We start from the raw sequence: 20,508 nt of genomic DNA, 5'->3' as shown, positions 1-20,508 counted from the left end.
TGCGGGGGTGCGCCTTGCGCGAAATCGTCCTGATAAACATCACGGGAGTCGACCGTCCGGGTCTGACTGCGGCCATTACCGGCGTTCTGGCCCAGGGTGGTGTGAACATTCTCGACATCGGTCAGGCGGTGATCCACGACACCCTGTCGTTCGGCATCCTGGTTGAAATTCCCGATACCGAACAAGGTAACTCGGTGCTCAAGGACATCCTGTTCACAGCCTACAAACTGGAGCAGCAGGTGCGTTTCACGCCGGTGTCCGAGGAGGATTACCAGCTGTGGGTCGGCAATCAGGGCAAGAAGCGCCACATTGTCACCCTGTTGACCCGCAAAGTGACTGCCGAGCAATTGCAGCGCGTGAGCTCGATCACCGCCAAATATGGCCTGAACATCGACCATATCGATCGCCTGTCCGGGCGCATGCCGCTGGACACTCCGGCCGACAAGGGCAAGGGCTGCATCGAGTTTTCCGTGCGCGGCGAGGCGGCGGATCCGCAAGCGCTGCGGGCCGAATTCCTCAGCGTCGCTCAAGAATTGAACGTCGACATCGCCTTCCAGGAAGATTCGCTGTTCCGCCGTAACCGCCGTTTGGCGGTGTTCGACATGGACTCGACGCTGATCGAGGCCGAAGTCATCGACGAACTGGCCAAGGCCGCCGGTGTGGGCGACCAGGTGTCCGCGATCACTGAGCGGGCGATGTCCGGTGAACTGGACTTCCGCGCCAGCTTCAAGGAGCGCCTGGCCTTGCTGCAAGGACTGGACGTCAGCGTGCTGGACTCCATCGGCGCCTCATTGCGCTTGACCGAAGGCGCCGAAACCCTGTTCGCCGAACTCAAGCGTCTGGGCTACAAGACGGCGATTCTGTCGGGCGGCTTCACCTACTTCGCCAAGCAACTGCAGGCCAAGCTGGGCATCGACTACGTGTTCGCCAACGAACTGGAAGTGGTCGACGGTAAGGTGACTGGCGTGGCAGTCGAGCCGATTGTCGATGCGCAACGCAAGGCGGATTTACTGCGTGAGCTGGCGCATAAGGAAGGTTTGCGTCTGGAGCAGACGATTGCCGTCGGTGACGGTGCCAATGACCTGCCGATGCTGGCGATTGCCGGGTTGGGCGTGGCATTCCGCGCCAAGCCGCTGGTCAAGCAATCGGCGAAGCAGGCGATTTCTACCCTTGGGCTGGATGGCGTGCTGTATCTGCTGGGCTTCCGGGATCGCGACGGGCAGCTCTGAGTTTTGTATTGACTGACAGGGCCTCTTCGCGAGCAAGCCCGCTCCCACATTGATCGTGTGATCGACATAGATCCAATGTGGGAGCGGGCTTGCTCGCGAAGGGCGCGCCGCGGTTTTACAGACTTACGCTCAAAGCGACTTCCACAACGAATCAAACTCTTCCACTGCCCCGACTACGCCGCTCCTCGCGGCGTTTTCGTTTCTGGCTGTCTCAAGCGAACGGTAGGCAAACTGATTAAAGCTGTTGGTGCTCGCCACCCGACGCTCCAACCCGGCCGGGTGTTCCTCGCCGTTGATATTGATCAGCACCTTGTTGCCTTCCTGGAACGGCAGGCGCGGGGTGAGCAGGGTGGCCGGCAGGTCGATGGCGCTGATGGCGGGCAGCGACAGTCCGCGCAAGTACTGGCTGTGCTCGTCGCCGGAGCGTATCAGTTGCAGGCCGCAGGGTTCGGCACAAGGCGCGACTTGCTCGATACCCATCTGCGTGCCGCCGCCCCGCACCTGGCGGATCCAGCGCACCACTGCAATGCTCCAGCCTTGACCGGCAGCATCCTCGATACCGACCATTTCGCCAGCCTGCAGCTCGGCGGGCACGGCGCCGGGCCAGGCCAGGCAATAGCCGCCAGGACTGTGATTGATCACTGGCAGCACATAGGTCGGGAAATGCTGCTGGCGGTCGGATGCCTCGTGGCTGTCATCGTTCTGAAGGTGTGGGTATTCGATCTCTTCGTAGGGCAGCAGCGTATCTGCGGTGCCATGGGGAGCGGCGTCGAAGGCGTGGTTCCATTGGTCTTTGGCTCGACCTGTCGGGTCGGTGGCCGAGAACTGCGCGGGACGGGCGCCGGGTTTCTTCAGGATGTCGTTGAACGAGCGTTGCCCGCCGAGATAAAAATGCAATGCGCTCATGCCCACGCACAGGGTCAACGAGCCGTGGCCGACAGTGCGTTGGAAACTGCGCTCGGCGGCCTGGCCCCAGGCGGCATGCAGGTGTTGCAGCGTGTCCAGGTTCAGCCCTACCGGAACGGGCAGCGGCGATACCTTGTCAGCCGGCTGTTGCAGATGGATTTCGATGGCCGCGACCAGAGGTTGCGGGTCAATCCCCAGCAAGCGCTCCTGTTGTTCGGCGAGGAATTTGGAGCGGTAACTCGGGCCAGTGTCGAGATCCGGGGCGATGGCAAACAACCCGCTGTCCGGTTTGGCTGGTTGCAGCTTGATCCACTGGCTCCAGGGTTCGAGCACCTCGGCGAGCCGGGCGATCTGATTCTGGCGCAGTTGATTGCAGCGTGAAGCACCCAGGAGGAGGGCGACGACGTAGGTTTGCTCGATGCTCAGGCTTTGTGTCTGGCTGGCCAGTTCATCGCGCACGCTCAGATTTTGCAGTTGGAACTGACAGCCAATCCGGTACAGCTGATGTAACTCGAGCCACAGATTTTCGGGCGCCGGACAATAGAGTTCAGTGGCGCGGATCAATGCGCCGTTCAGGCAATGGATTGCCCGTTGCAAAGCCTGGGTCAGCGGCGGCGCACGGTCCTTGCTGAAGCGCGGTGCGATGCGGATGACGATTTGCTTGTAGCCGATTGCCAAGTGGCTCTGCAGCGCCTGGCAAAGGTTGGCGATCTTGCGCGAGCGCTCGTCGAGCACAATCGCCTGATGCAGGAAGTGCCGCTCCAGGTGCTTGCAGACGTAATACACCTCGGGCCGCAGCAGTTCGAGTAATTGCAGGCGATTGTCGCTGGGCGTGAGCAGTTGGTTGAGTTCGCTCAAGCCTTGATACAACTGGCGAGCGGTTTCGCCGATGTTGGCTTTGGGCAGGTTGGCGATCCAGCGCTTGAGGTCGCGAGGCGTGGCTTCGCAGAAAGTCAGACGCGACTGCGTCGGGATCGGTGCGCGTAGCAACAGGACAGGATTGGTCTCATTCATGCCGTAGACAAACTCCGACCGGGAAATGGGCAGTGAATGACTTGACTGTAGCAGCTATGAACGCGGAGGGGGTGTCACGATATTTATGCCGCACTTGCTTTTGTAGGAGCTGCCGAAGGCTGCGATCTTTTGATCTTCAACATTTTCAGCCGCGCCGAAAATCAAGATCAAAAGATCGCAGCCTTCGGCAGCTCCTACAGGGGGATGCGCCGCCCGGAAGAAATTCGGGGCGGCGCATCCGGGATCAGGCTGTCGGCAAACCGATACCCTGGCCCATCTGCACCGGTGAAAGAGCGCCCAGCCCTTCAGCCCATTTCACTTGATCCGGCCCAAACAGCACGACAGCCGTAGAGCCGAGCTTGAAGCGACCCAATTCCGCGCCTTTCTCCAGATGGATCGGCGCACGGGCGGCTTCGTCGTAACGGAAGGTTTTCAGCTCGCGCTTGGGCGGTGTCACCAAGCCGGCCCAGACCGTTTCGATCGACGCCACAATCATCGCGCCCACCAGCACCACGGCCATCGGGCCACGTTCGGTGTCGAAAATGCACGCTACACGCTCGTTGCGAGCGAACAGTTCCGGTACGTTTTCAGCGGTGGTCTGGTTGACCGAGAAGATGCGGCCGGGGATGTAGACCATCTCGCGCAGCGTACCGGCCAGCGGCATGTGCACACGGTGGTAATCCTTGGGCGACAGGTAAATGGTGGCGAAATCACCGCCCATGAATGGCGCTGCGTTGGCTGCGTCACCACCCAGCAGTTCCAGCACGCTGAAGCTGTGGCCCTTGGCCTGAAAAACGCGACCGTGTTCGATTGGGCCGAGTTGGCTGACGGCTCCGTCGGCCGGGCTGAGGATCGCGCCTGGGGTTTGGTCCAGCGGGCGAGCGCCGTCTTTCAAGGCACGGGTGAAGAATGCATTGAAGTGCTCGTAAGCCGTCAAGTCTTCGACCAGCGCCTGGGACATGTCCACTTGATAACGCTTGGCGAACCAGGCGGTTAAGGCGTTCTTGAACCAGCGCACGCGGCATTCGGCAATGCAGCCGGCCAGTCGCGAAAGCAAGTGGTGGGGTAGCAGGTACTGGCTGAGGATAAACAAACGCTTATTCATTAACTGTCCTTAAAAAACCTTAAATCTCTACGGGCGTGTCGGGATGGTTGCCCCATTCGCCCCAGGAGCCGGCGTAACCTTTGACTCGCGGATAACCGAGCGACTTGGCTACTAGATACGTGAAGCCAGAACGATGGTGAGTCTGGCAGTGGGTAATGACTTCTTTGTCTTTGGTGATACCGAGTTGTTCGAGGATTTTCGGCATGTCGGTGCGGATGCGCAGGTTGCGCGCTTGATCCATGCCGGCTGTCCACTCGAAATTGACCGCGCCGGGAATATGCCCGCCCTTGGCTGCGAGGACTTTTTCGCCGGAGTATTCCAGCGGCCCGCGTGCGTCCCAGATTGCCAGGTCGGTGGCACCGAGACGGCTTTGCAGGTATTCGCGGGTGGCGATGGGTTCGTCGTGCAGGGTCAGGGCGATCGGGCCGCCGACCGCTGGCGGGATCTGGATCGACATGGGCAAGCCTTCTGCCAGCCAGGCCGGCAGGCCGCCGTCGATATAGTGATAGTTGCTGTGGCCGATGACATCCAGCAGCCAGATAAAGCGCCCGGCCCAACCACCGCCTTCGTCGTCATAGACGACGTAGACCGCATCGGGGTTGTGGCCCAGTTCGCCGAACAATGCTTCAAGCGCGGCCTGGGTCGGCAGCAGGCCTGGCGCAGGCGCCTGACCCAGTTGAGTACGTTTTGGATCGACAAAGCGTGCTCCGGGGATATGCCCTGCGGCATAGCGGGCGCTGCTGGTCAGGTCCACCAGAATCAGTTCGCGGGAGTCGAGACGCGGGAGCAGGTCGCTCGGCTCGATCACCAGCGCCAAGCCAGAGAAGTCAGACATGTGAGGTCTCCAGAGCACAAAGGGAGAGGATTGTAGCGCAGCGTCATGAGGGTCTGTTATCAGTTATTTCGGCCAGCCCTGTGGGAGCGAGCCTGCTCGCGATAGCGGTGGGTCAGACAATATTGATGCTGAATTTACCGGCGTCATCGCGAGCAGGCTCGCTCCCACAAGTGTGCGCAACTTAACTGACTGGCATCAGCCCCTAGCGGTGGCTAAAGCTGTGCAGGGCCTTTTCGATGCACTGCGCGGTTTTGCCGAATGCTTGCACGGTAATTTCCGAGAACGGCCCGCCGCCCTGATCCGCCACCACGATCATGATCACCCGACCGTTGTTGACCAGGGAGCGCAGCAGCAAGTGCTCACCGCTGAACTGTTTACGCAGGCTGGCCGGCAACAGGGACGAGAATTGTGCGTTGTTGGCTGGCGTCAGGCGCACCTGGGCCTGTTGCGCGAGCAGGCGCTGCAGCACGGTGCTTTGGTTGACCACCAGGTTCAGGCCGGCTACTTCTTTGGGCAACCCGGCAGTCTGGTGCACGCGCAGATTAGCGTGCGTACGGTCGGCCATCAGGATCATCACCCGCCGCATGCCGCACGCCACCAGGGCGTCTCGGGCCGATGTGGTCAAGTGCATGGCATTGGTAAAAGGGCTCGGCTCCACTAGCAGTTCGGCGCATTGTTTACGCCACTTCGCCAGGTCTTCGGCGGTGGGTGCCGGGGCCGGCAGCAAACCAGCGTGAACACGGTTCATGCCCGAAGGCCAGATCAGCGCTTCGGCCGGGTGCCACAGGTCAGGCATGGCATGTTGGCGGGCGCTGTTGGCAGCTTGCTGGTGCAATTGTTGTTGCACCTCATCCATCGGCATTTGCAAATAAAGGCTGGTCAGGTATTGCCAGCGTTCGCAATGAGGATTGTCCCAGGCTTGTTGTGCCGACAATGCCAGACCATTGGCCAGCAGCACGGTATTGGCAGGCTGATTGAGCCAGCGTCGCAACGTCGGGTCGTCATCGAGGCGGTTTTGCTGGCGCAATGGGTGATCGCTGTCGCGAGCGATGCGCAGGACTTTCACCAATTCGCGTTGTTCGCTGCGCAGCAGCCGATAACCCTGTTGCACCCAGATCGGCAAACGCCAGACATCCACCAGCGCCTGACAGATTTCCAGCAGGCGCACACCGAACAATTGCTTTTCGACTTTGCGCGCCGACTCACCTTTATGGATGACCCGCAGCTCCCATTCTTCGAGCAGATGCGGATGGGTCAACGCCATGGGCCACAGTGGCGAAAGAAACAGCAGGCTGCCCCAGTGGATGTCCTGCCACAACCGCGCCAGGCGACCGGCAAAAAAACCATTGGCTTGTTGGGTGGCGTGCTGGCTGATCAGTTGAAGCTGGCGCAAGGCGACAGGGATTTGCGATTGGGATTCGGCGGGCAGGCGCTCGAGCAATTCTTCGGTGCGTTTCAAGCCGAGACGATTGATCGCCACTTCAAGGTTTTCAGCGGGCTCGGTCATGCTGCCTTGGGTGTGGCGGTTGGCTTCGCGAATCACGCTCAAGGCCAGGGCCGGGCTGTCCTGCATCAGTTCGGCGATGTCTCGCAGTGAACTGCGGTTATCGCGGATGGCTTTGCTGACCTGATCGTGACTGGCTTGCGGAACCGGCAGGCGCACACCATCGAGAAGCTTGACCCAGTCTTCGAGCGTGGTTGGTTTTGGCGTTGGGACGTTCGTTTCGTTAGCCATGTCTGGACGCAATCATCGTCTGCATTACCTATCCCTGCACGGGTCAAAATAGCTTTTCGCCTGAACTGGCTATAGTCTGGCGCAGTTTTGCCGATAAGTAGAAGAAGAGATTTTTTAACTTCCGAATATGACCTTGAACCCGACTCAGTAAGTGCTCTCCTACCTATGGCTAAAATTATCGGCATCATCGTCGTATTCGCGAGCGTGCTCGGCGGATACGTGCTTTCCCACGGCAAGATTGCCGCTCTTATCCAGCCTTTCGAGGTGATGATTATCGGGGGGGCGGCCCTTGGCGCATTTCTGCAGGCCAACCCTGGTTACATGACGATGCATGTGCTCAAGAAGTCCTTGGGCATGTTCAATTCGCGTTTCAACCACACCTTCTACCTGGAAGTGCTGGGCCTGATTTACGAGATCCTCAACAAGAGCCGCCGCGAAGGCATGATGGCGATCGAAGGTGACATCGAAGATGCCGCCGCGAGCCCGATTTTCGCCAAGTACCCGGCGGTGCTCAAAGACGAACGCATGACCGCGTTCATCTGCGATTACCTGCGCATCATGTCCTCCGGCAACATGGCTCCCCATGAGCTGGAAGGCCTGTTCGATATGGAACTCTACAGCCTCAAGGAAGACCTCGAGCACCCTTCCCACGCGGTGAACGGCATCGCCGACGCCATGCCCGGTTTCGGTATCGTCGCGGCGGTATTGGGTATCGTGGTGACCATGGCTTCCCTCGGTGAAGGCGACCAGAAATCCATCGGTCTGCACGTGGGTGCGGCACTGGTTGGTACCTTCTTCGGTATTCTTGCGGCTTACGGTTTCTTCGGCCCGCTGGCCCACTCCCTGGCTCACGACGCCAAGGAAGAACTGAACGTCTACGAAGCCATCAAGGCCTCGCTGGTAGCTTCGGCTTCCGGCATGCCGCCATCGCTGGCGGTGGAGTTCGGTCGCAAGGTTCTGTACCCGGCGCACCGTCCTAGCTTCGCTGAGCTGGAACAAGCGGTTCGCGGTCGCTAAGTCATGGAAAATAACCAGCCGATAATCATCAAGCGCGTCAAGCGCATCGCCGGCGGGCATCACGGGGGGCCTGGAAAATCGCCTTCGCGGACTTCGCGACGGCGATGATGGCGTTCTTCCTGGTGCTGTGGCTGTTGTCCACGGCAACGCCGGAACAGAAGATCGCCATTGCCGGTTACTTCAAGGACCCGGTCGGTTTTTCCGAAAGCGGCACGCCGTACATCATCGATCTGGGCGGCACGCCGACCCTGGCGCCGGAGAGCACTCTCAACCCCGAGGTGAAATCTCAGCCTCAGCCAGACAAGGTGACGATCGACTCCGAACAGGTCGAAGGCATGGCCGAGCAGGTCGAGAAAGAGCGCCTGGAATTGCTGCTGCAAGAGTTGCAGAACAAGGTCGAAGAAAACCCGCAGTTGCAGAAGTTCAAGGACCAGATCCTCTTCGAGATCACTCAGGACGGTTTGCGCATTCAGATCGTGGACGCCGAAAACCGTCCGATGTTCGACTCCGGCAGTGCGCGTCTGAAGCCGTATTTCGAAGACATCCTGCTGGCCATGGCCGACACCATCAAAGCGGTGCCGAACAAGATCAGCATCAGCGGCCACACCGATGCCAAGCCGTACTCGGGCACCGGCGACTTCGGCAACTGGGAACTCTCGGCCAACCGCGCCAACGCGGCTCGCCGTGCGCTGGTCGCGGGCAGCTATCCGGATGCTCAGGTCGCGCGAGTCGTGGGCTACGCCTCGTCCGCGTTGTTCGACCGGGAAAACCCGTTCAACCCGGTCAACCGCCGCATCGACATCGTCGTGCTGACCAAAAAAGCCCAGCGTGCCATCGAAGGTTCGCAAGGTGCCGAACCTGCGCCAATGCCGACGCAAGGGCAGGGTGGCCCAGGCGAAGTGCCCACGCCGCCAGTCGATCCGAACGCATTGCCGGCGGATAAGGAGCCGCTGCCGGCTCATGAGCTTCGTGAGCGGTTGAATCTGTTTGATGCTCCTGCGCCGAAACCGGGTGAGCCGCCTAAGCAGTGATTCATGAAAAAGCCGACAGCGATGTCGGCTTTTTTGTCTCTGTCTTTTGTGAGGTGGGAGATTGTCTGTTGTTCAGTGAGCGCCGATCTCAATGGCTCCATCACGCGACTTGTCGATCTTGAATGCGCAAAAAAAACGGTGTCTGAATACTGTGCGATGGTGACGGCTGTAGGAACGATCTGAAATTTCGCGCAGGGGTATTCCCACTCCCTCCCTATCGTTTATCTCGCGTCGCAGATCTGCATCAAAATTCACGGGAGAATATCAGGGATTTTGCACGCTATCAGAGGCTCTGATATCGTGATGAAATCGTGATACGGAAGAATGACCATGGTTGATTTTACCAGCTACGACCACGACCTCCATGAGAGGCGCGATCTGATCGAGCTCAAGATCTATGTAGAGAGCGTGCTAGGCCTAAAGCTGCGCTTAAAACCTTGGGAACACGTCAAAATCCTTCCGTATGCGCTGCGTGACCGATACGAATTTTTTGTCACGGAAATCTTAGGGGGCAGGTGTCTCATGCTCAAGGAACGTCCACAACGGGAAGCTAGCGTTGCGGATGTAGCCAAGCATATGCAGGCAATCAACAAGCTGCTGGCGAAGAAGTCGCCCGAAACCAGTGACCTCATGGTTTTCGTCACAGACACGCTCCCGAGCTATGACAGAAAACGACTGGTCGAGAAAGGCGTCCAATTCATCGTGCCGGGAAACCAGCTTTATCTTCCCGCGTTTGGAATGGATTTGCGTGAGTATTACAGGCAGCGCCTGGAAAAACCTCAGGTACTGAGCCCTGCCACTCAATCCATGCTTATTCAATTCCTGATCAAAGGATGGCAGCCCCGGCTACTGACCACTCGCTCTACTTTCGAGAAATCCTTTACCTACGCGAAAATGACCGTCACCAGAGCCATAAAAGAGCTGACCGACCTGGACATCGTTCAGCCTGGAACGGAAATGGGTGAAGCCGCGATCTTTTTTCACTTGTCTCCTAAAGAGACTTGGGGAATGGCGAAAGACTACATGCGTACGCCAGTCAAAAAAACACTTTGGTTAAATGCAATTCCTCAGGCGTTTGACACCCAAATGATGCTGGCAGGGGAAGCGGCCCTGGCAGAGATGAGCCTTCTCGCCAGTCCAAAAGTCCCGAGCTTCGCAATGACGACTGCGCAGTTCGATCACATTCGAGAGCTCGCTGAGTCCGATCAGCGCGGGAAGATGAGTGCGGCATATGGGGAAGAGTTCGGTGTTTGGGGCTCAATATCAAAGACGGCCAAATCGAAGTTTGAGACCACATCCCCCTATTATGAGGTGCCGAAAAACCATGCAGCGTGCTGCATCCAGTTTTGGAGCTATGACCCTCTGCATAGCAACAGAGCCACCGGGACTGTAGATCCATTTTCTCTCTATCTGAGTCTCAAGGATGACCATGATGACCGGGTGCAAATGTGTTTGGATGAAATGATGGAGAACGTGAAATGGTAGTGGGTATCGACCGGTTTAGAGAGTATTTCAAAGACTACCAAGGTAGCTACGTTCTGATTGGCGGGGTGGCAGCATCCATTACCATGGAGCTTCTGGATGAGCCATTTCGAGCCACCAAGGATCTGGATGTCGTACTGGTTGTTGAGGCCCTCAATCGAGAGTTCGTAGGTCAGTTCTGGAAGTTCATCAAGGACGGCGGGTATGCCATTCGCCAAAATGGCGACAGCGAAGGGGACTCCCCTGTTTTCTATCGCTTCCAGTATCCTCAGGACAAATCCTTTCCGGTGCAGATCGAGCTTTTTTCTCGTGTGCCAGATGGCCTGGAGCACGAAGAAGCGGCCCGAATGACCAAAATCCCCGTAGAAGAGCAAGCAGCAAGCCTTTCTGCGATCATCCTCGATGATGAGTATTACAACTTTCTCTTGGCCGGCGTCGACCACACCCAAGAAATCAGTCACATTGGAGCCGATCGGCTCGTTCCGCTCAAAGCTCATGCCTGGCTTAACAAGAAGGCGCAGATCGAGAACGGCGTACGAGTGGACAGTCGTGATATCAATAAGCACTTCAGAGATGTGGTCTTACTTTCTGTTGGTCTTACAGAAGGGATGACTGAACTCCCTGAGCGAATGGCGCTCGATTTGACGTCATTTCTCAGCCAAGTGCCTACTGAGCTTGCGTCAAACCCCCAAGGTTACAGAGGAGTGGATGGCGACCGCTTGATCAAGACCATTCAAGAAGCCTTCGGCCTCAATTAATTCATTTTTTTTCGCTCGGTATCACAAGCGCTGATAGCGTGCGTAATGCCTGTTATTTGGCCGTTAAGAGGGCTCTGTAACACCGATTTGGGGACGTAAGGTGTGTTGGCTGGGCGATTCTGCTCAACAGCATCACATGCTGTGCGTCAGCTCCTGTCCCGCACATCCAAAGCGTCGCAGTCGTCCTGATTGCTGAAGACCAGAAAGCCGCGATCATCGCGGCTTTTTTGCGTCTGTCAGAAACCGCGTCGGATGCGGTTCTTGAGTTGGTCGTGGAACAGGTCTGCATTTCCTTTGTAGATGCCGCGAACCGCTTCACTGATCGACTCCAGTCCTGTCGAGCGTTTGGTTATCAGCTCCTCACGATAAGCATCAATGAAAAAATTGATGTCCGTATCGCCGCTCAGTTTCGGCCATTTGTCGAGGTACAACGGTAAAGCGCTGGGGCCAATCTGGTACGAGCAGATGCGGCGATTGCTGAGGGTCGCTTCTCCGATTTCGAACGGCACCCACCAGGACTGTGCGGTGTTCTCCGAAATTACGGCGAGCAAGTGCGTGCACGCGGTGATGTTGCGGGTGATGACCCCGGTGATGTCGTCAGTGGTCTGTGATTCCGGATCCAGCACGTCGAAGTACGTCTTGATGTTGGCCTGAATAAGACGGGAGTTGATTGCGATGGCGTGTGGCCGGTCGCTATGGCGGTAGCTGATAAACACAGGCATCAGAAATGTCCCTTGATCGCGAGTTCGCGGTAATAGGCGCCGAGCGCTGTGAGGCGGCAACCGGTGGAATGGATGGCCGCGTAGTACATGTGCTCGGCGTCCACCGGTTCGATCAGGCTGTGGCGATTGCACTTTTGCAGTTGGGCGAAGACTTCGCCGTGCTCCGGGTCGAACGTGGCTTCGGTAGGTTCGTAGCTGGGGTCGAGGGCGAACATTGACTCCGCCTCTTCGAACCAATCGGGCAGTTTGCGCAGAATCTCTTTGGGGATCAGTGGCGAGACTTCTCGTAATGAAATGAACTGCGACACATTGGTCTTGAACACCGGGCGCTGTTCCCACGCGTCGAGAGCGTTGTCGACGAATGAATAGAGGCTGCCGGGGGTAATTTTCCCCAATATATTTGCGGCGCCGCCGTGCAGGGCTTGCAGCAACAGCCCCGTGAAGACCCCATGGTTGGCGCCCTCCATTGCCGGTTCTTCCTTTTTGCACGCGGTGAGGATGGTCATGCCTTCGCACACCATGCTGCTTTCGCTGCGTAGCGCCCGCACTTCGCCCGCCGAGCCTGCCTGGCAGCAGTCGAGAATAATCACTTTGTTTTTGATTTTTACGGCTTTGGTCGCCCAATTCAGGATGTCGCTGATGCGAATTCCATCCTTGGCGGATTTGTAGTCTTGGGGGATCAGCATGCCTTCGTCCGTATCGACGTCGAAGTTGCCGTGACCGGCGAAGTACAGCAGCGCAACACTGCAATCGCCTGAAAACAAATCCTGGATATGCCCTTCGAGCTTTTCACGGCTCAGATAATCTTCGGCGGAGGTCAGGACCAGGTTCTTGAAATTCGGATCGCCATTGGCGTCGGTTTTCAGCACTGAAGCCATGGCCATCGCGTCGTTGTTGCAGCCATTCAATTGTGAAACATGGCTGTAGTTATTAATGCCGATGAACAGTCCCTTGCGCATGGTTCAGCCCGCCGCGTGAGTGCGAATGGCACTGATGATGCTATTGGTGTTCCACGCGCACTCCGCGTGCGCCGCCCGGCGTACCACTGTGGAAATCCGCTCCGCGCCGAACGGCTTGATCGCGATGATCACCTTGTTCATGCGCCTGGCGATCTCGATTTCCTTGTTGATCCACTTGCTGTAGGTCGAATACATCCCCGCCATGATCAGCACTGCCGAGCAGAGCCGAATCTTGTTTTCGATGGCTTCTTCAAGTTGTTTGTCTGTTTTCGCGCCGATGATCGGGTTGTCCGGTGGCACCGAAAAATTCTTGAACGTGAAGTCGGGTTTCGCATTGAGCAGACGAACCAGATTGTCGTGGGCGTCTGAGTAGTTCCACGAGTGGCTGATGAACAAATGATAGGTTTGCATGGCTGTCCCTCGGTATCGCCAGAAATGCGATGAGGGCTCGAATGTATGCACTTGAGTGGTCGCAACAAGGCCTTGGCGGTTAAAGAGACGCGTCCTTCAGGCAGGCGCGAAGAAGCCTTACAGAGAGGTCTGACGTTTAATTGAGGGAGTTTTTGTAGGACGCCACGAACGACCACCGCCCCGTAATAGTCAGGGGCGGTTGGCACGTCTGTTTAATAGCTGCTTTCAGGCAAACTGGCGATGATCGAGCGGTAGCTGTTCATCCGTTGCTGCTGCACGCGGCCCTCCTCCAGCGCCTTGAGCAAGGCGCAACCCGGTTCGCGGTCGTGCTTGCAATCGCGGAAGCGGCAGGTGCCGATCAGGTCGTTGAACTCGATGAAGCCGGCTTCGACGTCGGCACGGCTGACGTGACCCAGGCCGAATTCCCGAATACCCGGGGAGTCGATCAACTCACCGCCACCGGGGAAGTGGAACAGCCGCGCGGTGGTGGTGGTGTGGGTGCCCTGGCCGGACAGCTCGGACAGCGGGCCGACACGGGTGTCGACTTCCGGCAGCAGGCTGTTGACCAGCGACGACTTGCCGACACCGGACTGGCCAACGAATACGCTGATGTGCCCGTCCAGCTGCTTCTGCAACTGTTCCATGCCATTGCCGTGGTGGGCCGACACTTCCAGCACCGGGTAACCCAGCGTGCGGTAAACCGCCAGCAAGGCATTCAGCGCCGGGGCATTCTGCTCGTCGATCAGGTCGAATTTGTTCAGCAGCAGCAACGGCCGAATACCCGCGTGTTCCGCAGCGACCAAATAACGGTCGATCAGGTTGGCGTGAGGCTCGGGCAGCGGCGCGAAGACGATAACGATCAAGTCGACGTTGGCCGCCACCGGCTTGAGCTGGCCACGGCTGTCGGGACGGCAGAGCTCGGTTTTACGCGGCAGTTGCGCCACGATCACGCCGATGCCCTGGTTGCCGGCACGCCACACAACCTGATCGCCGGTCACCAGCGCTGGCAGGTTGGCGCGCAAATGGCAACGGAACACTTGGCCGGCCAATTCACCATCGAGGGCCTCGACTTCGACCTGCACACCGAAGTGCGCGATCACCAGGCCCGTCTGTTCCGGGCCCAGGTCGCCGCCCTCGAGTGCCTCGACAGCCGAGGACTCGCGTTTGGCGGCGCGGGCAGCGCGCTCGCCCTGAATCTTTTCGATGCGCCAGTTTTGACGACGATTGAGTTGGCGTTTGGCCATGGGTGTTCCGTATCGAGAATGCAGCGATTAGGTAAAACGGCCGCGAGTTTAGCACGCCCGATGGCCTCCCTAGGCTAAACTGCGCACCTACGCCGAGGAGCCGACTCATGCAAAACCCGCTGAACCTGATCTGGATCGACCTGGAAATGACCGGTCTGAACCCTGATACCGACGTCATCATCGAGATGGCAACCATCGTCACCGACAGTAATTTGAACACCTTGGCCGAAGGTCCGGTGATCGCCATCCATCACAGCGACGAGATTCTCGCCGGCATGGACGAGTGGAATACCCGTCAGCACGGCGGTTCCGGGCTGACCCAACGGGTTCGCGACAGCCGCATCAGCATGGCCGAAGCCGAAGCCGAGACCATCGCTTTCCTGGAAAAATGGGTGCCGAAGGGCAAGTCGCCGATCTGTGGCAACAGCATCTGCCAGGACCGTCGCTTCCTTTATACCCATATGAAGTCGCTGGAAAGCTACTTCCACTACCGCAACCTCGACGTGTCGACCCTTAAAGAACTGGCTGCGCGCTGGGCACCGGACGTACGCGACAGCTTCAAGAAGGGCAGCACCCACCTGGCCCTGGACGACATCCGCGAATCGATCGCCGAGCTGCAGCACTACCGCAAGAATTTCATCAAGTTCTGATTGGGTGGTCGCGGGCCATTGTGGCGAGGGGGCTTGTCGGAACGCCGCACCGCCCCGTTCGGCTGCGCAGCAGTCGCAAACCGGTCGGTCGCGCTATGCCTGACAAGACACGGTGCCTGGTTTTGGGGCCGCTACGCAACCCAACGGGGGCAAGCCCCCTCGCCACAGGTATGTGTGAATGCATTGGCGCCCTCTTTTGGTGCTTCGGTGAAGTGAGTAGACTGCGCGCCTTCTTGTAAGGACCGCCACCATGTTGCTGATGCTCTACCTGATCGCCATTACTGCCGAAGCCATGACTGGCGCCCTGTCTGCGGGCCGTCGCGGCATGGACTGGTTTGGTGTGGTGCTGATTGCGTGCGTCACGGCGCTGGGCGGCGGTTCGGTGCGCGACGTGCTGCTCGGCCACTACCCGCTGACCTGGGTCAAACACCCGGAATACCTGGTGCTGACCTCCGTCGCGGCGATGCTGACGATCTTCATCGCCCGCTGGATGCGTCATCTGCGTTCGCTATTTCTGGTGCTCGACGCGGTGGGCCTGGTGGCGTTCACCCTGATCGGCTGCATGACGGCCCTGGAAATGGGCCACGGCATGCTGGTGGCCTCGGTCAGCGGTGTGATCACCGGCGTATTTGGCGGCATTCTGCGGGACATCTTCTGTAACGACATCCCGCTGATCTTCCGCCGTGAGCTCTATGCCAGCGTCTCGTTTGCCGCAGCATGGTGCTATCTGCTTTGCATCTACCTGCAATTACCCGGTGAACAGGCGATCCTGATCACCCTGTTCGGCGGCTTCCTGCTGCGTTTACTGGCGATCCGTTTCCACTGGGAAATGCCCAAGTTCGTTTATAACGACGAGGCTTGACCCTCACGAAATACCCCTCATACCGGTAGTTCCTACGCCAGACCGTGTTGTTTCAAGGCCCATTCGACGTGCTCACGCACCAGTTCCGACGGATAGTCCCGCCGTGCCTTCAGCGCCTCCAGCACCGGAATGCTCGACGGCGCATTACCCAGGCCCACCGCCAGATTGCGCAACCAACGCTCGTAACCCGCGCGTCTGAGCGGCGAACCTTCGGTGCTGCTGAGAAACTTGTCCTCGTCCCACATGAACAGCTCAGCCAGTTCGGCGTTGTCCAGATTGTGCCGCGGTTTGAAATCGCTTTCCCCGGAAGGTCGGGCGAAGCGGTTCCACGGGCAGACGATCTGGCAGTCATCGCAACCGAACACCCGGTTACCGATCAATGGCCGCAAATCTTCGGGGATCGCGCTTTTCAGTTCGATGGTCAGGTACGAAATGCAGCGCCGGGCGTCCAGTACATACGGACCGACGAAGGCGTTGGTCGGGCAGATGTCCAGACAGGCGGTGCAGCGACCGCAGTGTTCGGTGGCGTGGGGCGGGTCGACCGGCAGCGGCAGGTCGACGAACAGTTCGCTGAGGAAGAAGTAGCTGCCAGCCTTGCGATTCAAGACCAAGGTGTTTTTACCGATCCAGCCCAGGCCAGCCTGTTCGGCGATGGCTTTTTCCAGCACCGGGGCGCTGTCGACAAAGGCGCGGTAGCCGAACGGGCCGATCACCGCCTGAACTTTTTCCGCCAGTTGTTGCACGCGTTTACGGATCAATTTGTGGTAATCGCGGCCCAAGGCATAACGCGAGACGTAGGCTTTTTCCGGTTCGGCCAGGCGTTTGGCCATTTCGGTGTCGCCCGGCAGGTAGTCCATGCGCAGGGAAACGACGCGAAGCGTGCCCGGCACCAGCTCTTCCGGGTGCGAGCGTTTGCTGCCATGGGCGCCCATGTAATCCATTTCGCCGTGGTAGCCGGCTTCGAGCCAGCGCTCCAGGTGCTGCTCATGCTCGGCCAGGTCGAGGCCGCTGATGCCGACTTGCTGAAAGCCCAGCTCGCGGCCCCAGTCCTTGATGGATTGGGCGAGGGCGGGCAGGTCTGTAGTAATAGCGGGCATGAGGCGAGAGAAACCGGAGCTGAGATGCGTATAATTCTGCCAGACATCGGAGCCTGAAGACGCATGCCGCACACTAAAGATGAATTACCCGACGCGCTGTATAGCGCCGCGCAAGTCCGAGGGCTCGATGCGAGCCTGATTGCGGCCGGTACACCGGGCTTCGAATTGATGCAGCGTGCGGCGCGGGCGACCTGGCGCGCGCTGGTCCGTCATTGGCCAACGGCGCACGAATTGAGTGTGGTCGCCGGCCACGGCAATAATGCGGGCGACGGTTACCTGGTGGCCGTGCTGGCCCGACGTGCCGGCTGGCACGTGCGGGTGCTGGCCGCCGGTGATCCCGGGCGTTTGCAGGGCGATGCCGCGTCGGCCCATGCCGAGGCGGTAGCCGAAGGTGTCGCCATTCAAGGCTGGAACGCGCACTCCGAATTACGCGGCATTGTGCTGGATGCCTTGCTCGGCACCGGCCTGACCGGTGAAGTGCGCGAGCCGTATGCCAGCGCCATTGCCGCGATCAACGCCAGTGGGCTACCGGTTGCGGCGGTGGATATCCCTTCGGGGCTGTGCGCCGATACGGGTCGCCAGCTCGGCACTGCGGTTCGTGCGGACCTGACGGTGACGTTCGTCGGTTTGAAACTGGGCCTGTTCACCGGTGACGCTGCGGATGTGGTTGGCGATCTGGTCTTCAACGATCTGCAAGCCGCCCCCGAGATATTTATCGGGGTCACGATCAGCGCTGGTCGCCTGACGGCCGCTAATGTGCCCCGTCCAACCGGGCGCGCTCCCACTTCCCACAAAGGCAAATTTGGCCACGTATTGCTGATCGGCGGCGATCGCGGTTTTGGCGGCGCCATTCTGCTCAGTGCACAAAGCGCCCTGCGCAGCGGTGCTGGCATGGTGTCCGTGGCCACTCGCAACGAGCATGTTTCGGCTGCCTTGGCGCGATTGCCTGAAGCAATGGTGCTTGGCACTTCGTCGGCCAATCAATTGATGGGGCTTCTTGAGAAGGTCACGATGCTGGTCGTCGGCCCAGGGCTGGGACAGGCAGCCTGGGGGCGCAGTCTGTTGTCGGCCGCGGCTAATGCCCCGTTGCCGCAAGTCTGGGACGCCGATGCGTTGAACCTGTTGGCCGAAGGTGGCGTGAGTTTGCCCGCGCGTTGTGTTATCACGCCGCACCCTGGCGAGGCGGCGCGATTACTGGGGGTATCGACAGCCGATGTTCAGGCAGATCGTCCGGCCGCTGCCCATGCATTGAGCAAAAAATATACAGCGGTGGTGATCCTCAAGGGCGCTGGCAGTTTGATCGCCAGTCCCGACGGTCGTCTGGCGTTGTGTCATCAGGGCCATCCGGCCATGGCATCTGCCGGTTTGGGTGATGTGCTGGCCGGGCTGGTCGGCGCCTTGCTCGCTCAGGGCATGGACGGGTACGACGCGGCATGCCTGGCGGTCTGGCTGCACGCCAATGCCGGCGCGCAACAAAGTGAATTTGGCCGTGGGCTGGCGGCCAGTGATCTGATTCCAGCCATTCGTCAGTTGTTGGAGGAGCAAGCACCGTGTCTGAAGTAACCCTGTACCTGGCTGATGAAGAGGCGATGACCGCATTTGGTGCGCGCATCGCACAAACCACTGAAGGGCACGGTCTGATTTTTCTCGAGGGAGATCTGGGTGCGGGGAAAACCACGCTGTCCCGGGGCATCATCCGGGGGCTGGGGCATACAGGCGCGGTAAAAAGTCCGACCTTCACCCTGGTCGAGCCTTACGAGATTGGGGAGGTCCGCGCATTCCATTTCGACCTGTATCGACTGGTCGATCCAGAGGAACTGGAGTACCTCGGCATCCGCGACTATTTCGAAGACGATGCACTGTGCCTGATCGAATGGCCCCGGAACGGTGCAGGCTTTTTGCCAAAGCCCGACCTGACCATTACCATTAGCCCGCAAGACAGCGGGCGTTCGCTGAAAATTTTGCCCCAGGGCTCGCGTGGCGAGTTGTGGTGTGCCGCTTTGGCATTGGAATTCAATTAAATGATGGGGTTAGGTATGCGCTTTCGCGCGTTGGTTGCTGCCGTAGGATTGTTGTTTCTGGCGGTGACCGTCGACGCTGTGGCCGAGACGAAGGTCAACAGCGTTCGCCTGTGGCGGGCGCCGGACAACACGCGACTGGTGTTTGACCTGACAGGGCCTGTCCAGCACAGCGTTTTTACCCTGACCTCCCCGGATCGGTTGGTGATCGACATCAATGGCGCAACTCTGGGGTCGCCGTTGAACGTCAATACCTCGAACACTCCGATCACCGCAATGCGCTCGGCTCAACGTACGCCGACCGACCTGCGAGTGGTCATCGACCTGAAAAAGGCCGTCACGCCGAAAAGCTTTACCTTGGCGCCCAACGCCCAATACGGTAATCGCCTGGTGGTCGACCTGTTCGATAACGCCGCCGATGCCGCGCCAATTCCTGTACCGACCAATGTCGTGACCGTGGCCCCGGTGCCGGTCACTCCGGTAGATCCGCCGGTCAAGTTGCCGCCAGCCCTTGCAGGCAAGCGCGACATCATTGTGGTGATCGATGCCGGCCACGGTGGCGAAGACCCGGGTGCCTCGGGCTCTCGCGGTCAGCGTGAAAAAGACGTGGTGCTGGCGATCGCCCGTGAACTGCAGCGTCAGGTCAATGGCATGAAAGGCTTCCGCGCCGAACTGACGCGTACCGGCGACTACTTTATTCCGTTGCGCGGTCGTACCGAAATCGCCCGCAAGAAAGGCGCCGATCTATTCGTTTCGATCCACGCCGACGCTGCACCATCGGCTGCCGCGTTCGGTGCGTCGGTGTTCGCTTTGTCTGACCGTGGCGCTACGTCGGAGACCGCCCGTTGGCTGGCCGACAGCGAAAACCGTTCCGACTTGATCGGCGGTGCCGGCAACGTCAGCCTCGACGACAAGGACCGCATGCTGGCCGGCGTGCTGCTCGATTTGTCGATGACCGCTTCCCTGACATCCAGCCTCAACGTTGGCCAGAAAGTCTTGAGCAACATCGGCCGTGTCACGCCGCTGCACAAACAGCGCGTGGAGCAAGCCGGGTTCATGGTGCTGAAGTCGCCGGACATCCCGTCGATCCTGGTGGAAACCGGTTTTATCTCCAACGCCAACGAAGCTTCCAAGCTTGCCGCTGCGAACCATCAGCAGGCGCTGGCGCGTTCCATCAGCAGCGGCGTGCGGCAGTTCTTCCAGCAGAATCCACCGCCGGGCACTTACATTGCCTGGCTGCGCGACTCCGGCAAAATTGCTCAAGGTCCACGTGACCATCGGGTGAGTCCGGGCGAGACGTTGGCAATGATCGCTGTGCGCTATCAGGTATCTCCGGCCACCTTGCGTAATGCCAACAACCTCAAAAGCGATGAGTTGAAGATTGGTCAGACGTTGACCATCCCCGGCACTGAACTGGCGGCCAAAGAATGAAC

Annotated in this window: 18 protein-coding genes and 1 pseudogene; 10 read left to right on the top strand and 9 right to left on the bottom strand. The window is 59.1% G+C overall.

The window, feature by feature from the left end:
* Window positions 1–14 precede the first annotated feature (14 nt).
* Complete coding sequence (gene serB / locus AB4O41_RS14210; protein WP_030130475.1) at window positions 15–1,229, top strand: phosphoserine phosphatase SerB; 1,215 nt, start codon at window positions 15–17, stop codon at window positions 1,227–1,229.
* A gap of 129 nt (window positions 1,230–1,358) precedes the next feature.
* Here the strand turns inward: serB and AB4O41_RS14205 are convergent, their stop codons facing one another.
* From AB4O41_RS14205 to AB4O41_RS14190, 4 genes are all read right to left on the bottom strand, one after another.
* Window positions 1,359–3,149 (bottom strand): molecular chaperone, encoded by a 1,791-nt coding sequence (locus AB4O41_RS14205; protein ID WP_460148183.1) that lies wholly within the window; start codon window positions 3,147–3,149, stop codon window positions 1,359–1,361.
* Window positions 3,150–3,393: 244 nt separating this feature from the next.
* On the bottom strand, window positions 3,394–4,254 hold the full coding sequence (gene asd / locus AB4O41_RS14200; protein WP_367373937.1) for an archaetidylserine decarboxylase: 861 nt from the start codon (window positions 4,252–4,254) through the stop codon (window positions 3,394–3,396).
* A gap of 19 nt (window positions 4,255–4,273) precedes the next feature.
* Window positions 4,274–5,089 carry a rhodanese-like domain-containing protein gene (locus tag AB4O41_RS14195; RefSeq protein ID WP_460148182.1) on the bottom strand — a complete coding sequence of 272 codons (816 nt, stop codon included), beginning with the start codon at window positions 5,087–5,089 and terminating at the stop codon, window positions 4,274–4,276.
* Window positions 5,090–5,291: 202 nt separating this feature from the next.
* A complete protein-coding gene (locus AB4O41_RS14190; protein ID WP_460148181.1) occupies window positions 5,292–6,824 on the bottom strand; it encodes an HDOD domain-containing protein in 1,533 nt (510 codons plus the stop codon).
* 165 nt (window positions 6,825–6,989) lie between these two features.
* Between AB4O41_RS14190 and motA the strand changes: the two genes are divergently transcribed.
* The 4 genes and pseudogenes from motA to AB4O41_RS14170 all read left to right on the top strand — a co-directional run bounded on the left by motA (window position 6,990) and on the right by AB4O41_RS14170 (window position 11,112).
* Window positions 6,990–7,841 carry a flagellar motor stator protein MotA gene (gene motA / locus AB4O41_RS14185; RefSeq protein ID WP_460148179.1) on the top strand — a complete coding sequence of 284 codons (852 nt, stop codon included), beginning with the start codon at window positions 6,990–6,992 and terminating at the stop codon, window positions 7,839–7,841.
* A 3-nt stretch (window positions 7,842–7,844) separates the two neighbouring features.
* Window positions 7,845–8,872, top strand: a pseudogene (motB, locus tag AB4O41_RS14180) (flagellar motor protein MotB).
* Window positions 8,873–9,202: 330 nt separating this feature from the next.
* A complete protein-coding gene (locus tag AB4O41_RS14175) occupies window positions 9,203–10,357 on the top strand; it encodes a hypothetical protein (protein WP_460148178.1) in 1,155 nt (384 codons plus the stop codon).
* Entirely contained in the window at window positions 10,351–11,112 is a 762-nt protein-coding gene (locus AB4O41_RS14170; protein WP_460148177.1) for a hypothetical protein, read from the top strand. Before AB4O41_RS14175 ends, AB4O41_RS14170 begins: the two co-directional genes overlap by 7 nt.
* Before the next feature lie 236 nt (window positions 11,113–11,348).
* Here the strand turns inward: AB4O41_RS14170 and AB4O41_RS14165 are convergent, their stop codons facing one another.
* The 4 genes from AB4O41_RS14165 to rsgA all read right to left on the bottom strand — a co-directional run bounded on the left by AB4O41_RS14165 (window position 11,349) and on the right by rsgA (window position 14,448).
* Window positions 11,349–11,834 carry a toll/interleukin-1 receptor domain-containing protein gene (locus AB4O41_RS14165; protein ID WP_460148176.1) on the bottom strand — a complete coding sequence of 162 codons (486 nt, stop codon included), beginning with the start codon at window positions 11,832–11,834 and terminating at the stop codon, window positions 11,349–11,351.
* Window positions 11,834–12,793 carry a caspase family protein gene (locus AB4O41_RS14160; RefSeq protein WP_460148175.1) on the bottom strand — a complete coding sequence of 320 codons (960 nt, stop codon included), beginning with the start codon at window positions 12,791–12,793 and terminating at the stop codon, window positions 11,834–11,836. The genes AB4O41_RS14165 and AB4O41_RS14160 overlap by 1 nt, the downstream gene beginning before the upstream one ends.
* A 3-nt stretch (window positions 12,794–12,796) precedes the next feature.
* Window positions 12,797–13,204: a TIR domain-containing protein gene (locus AB4O41_RS14155; protein ID WP_460148174.1), complete on the bottom strand. Its 408-nt coding sequence runs from the start codon at window positions 13,202–13,204 to the stop codon at window positions 12,797–12,799.
* 212 nt (window positions 13,205–13,416) lie between these two features.
* Complete coding sequence (gene rsgA, locus AB4O41_RS14150) at window positions 13,417–14,448, bottom strand: small ribosomal subunit biogenesis GTPase RsgA (protein ID WP_007902636.1); 1,032 nt, start codon at window positions 14,446–14,448, stop codon at window positions 13,417–13,419.
* Window positions 14,449–14,555: 107 nt separating this feature from the next.
* Here rsgA and orn point away from each other — a divergent pair, with 107 nt between their 5' ends.
* Together orn and AB4O41_RS14140 are read left to right on the top strand one after the other, a co-directional pair.
* Complete coding sequence (gene orn / locus AB4O41_RS14145; protein ID WP_008068863.1) at window positions 14,556–15,098, top strand: oligoribonuclease; 543 nt, start codon at window positions 14,556–14,558, stop codon at window positions 15,096–15,098.
* Window positions 15,099–15,348: 250 nt separating this feature from the next.
* Entirely contained in the window at window positions 15,349–15,960 is a 612-nt protein-coding gene (locus AB4O41_RS14140) for a trimeric intracellular cation channel family protein (RefSeq protein WP_030128339.1), read from the top strand.
* A gap of 32 nt (window positions 15,961–15,992) precedes the next feature.
* Here the strand turns inward: AB4O41_RS14140 and queG are convergent, their stop codons facing one another.
* Window positions 15,993–17,057 (bottom strand): tRNA epoxyqueuosine(34) reductase QueG, encoded by a 1,065-nt coding sequence (gene queG / locus AB4O41_RS14135; RefSeq protein ID WP_460148173.1) that lies wholly within the window; start codon window positions 17,055–17,057, stop codon window positions 15,993–15,995.
* 63 nt (window positions 17,058–17,120) lie between these two features.
* Between queG and AB4O41_RS14130 the strand changes: the two genes are divergently transcribed.
* Genes AB4O41_RS14130 through AB4O41_RS14120 form a run of 3 tightly spaced genes read left to right on the top strand, consistent with a single transcriptional unit; the run spans window position 17,121 to window position 20,506 of the window.
* The gene (locus tag AB4O41_RS14130; protein WP_460148172.1) at window positions 17,121–18,620 is read left to right on the top strand and encodes an NAD(P)H-hydrate dehydratase; all 1,500 of its coding nucleotides are present in this window, start codon (window positions 17,121–17,123) and stop codon (window positions 18,618–18,620) included.
* Complete coding sequence (gene tsaE, locus AB4O41_RS14125) at window positions 18,608–19,078, top strand: tRNA (adenosine(37)-N6)-threonylcarbamoyltransferase complex ATPase subunit type 1 TsaE (protein WP_460148171.1); 471 nt, start codon at window positions 18,608–18,610, stop codon at window positions 19,076–19,078. Before AB4O41_RS14130 ends, tsaE begins: the two co-directional genes overlap by 13 nt.
* Complete coding sequence (locus AB4O41_RS14120) at window positions 19,079–20,506, top strand: N-acetylmuramoyl-L-alanine amidase (protein WP_460148169.1); 1,428 nt, start codon at window positions 19,079–19,081, stop codon at window positions 20,504–20,506.
* The last annotated feature ends 2 nt before the right edge of the window (window positions 20,507–20,508 follow it).

It is taken from the genome of Pseudomonas sp. S2_A02, from assembly GCF_054668495.1.
Note: the sequence above shows the minus strand (reverse complement) of the source record. Positions and strands in the feature narration are given on the sequence as shown.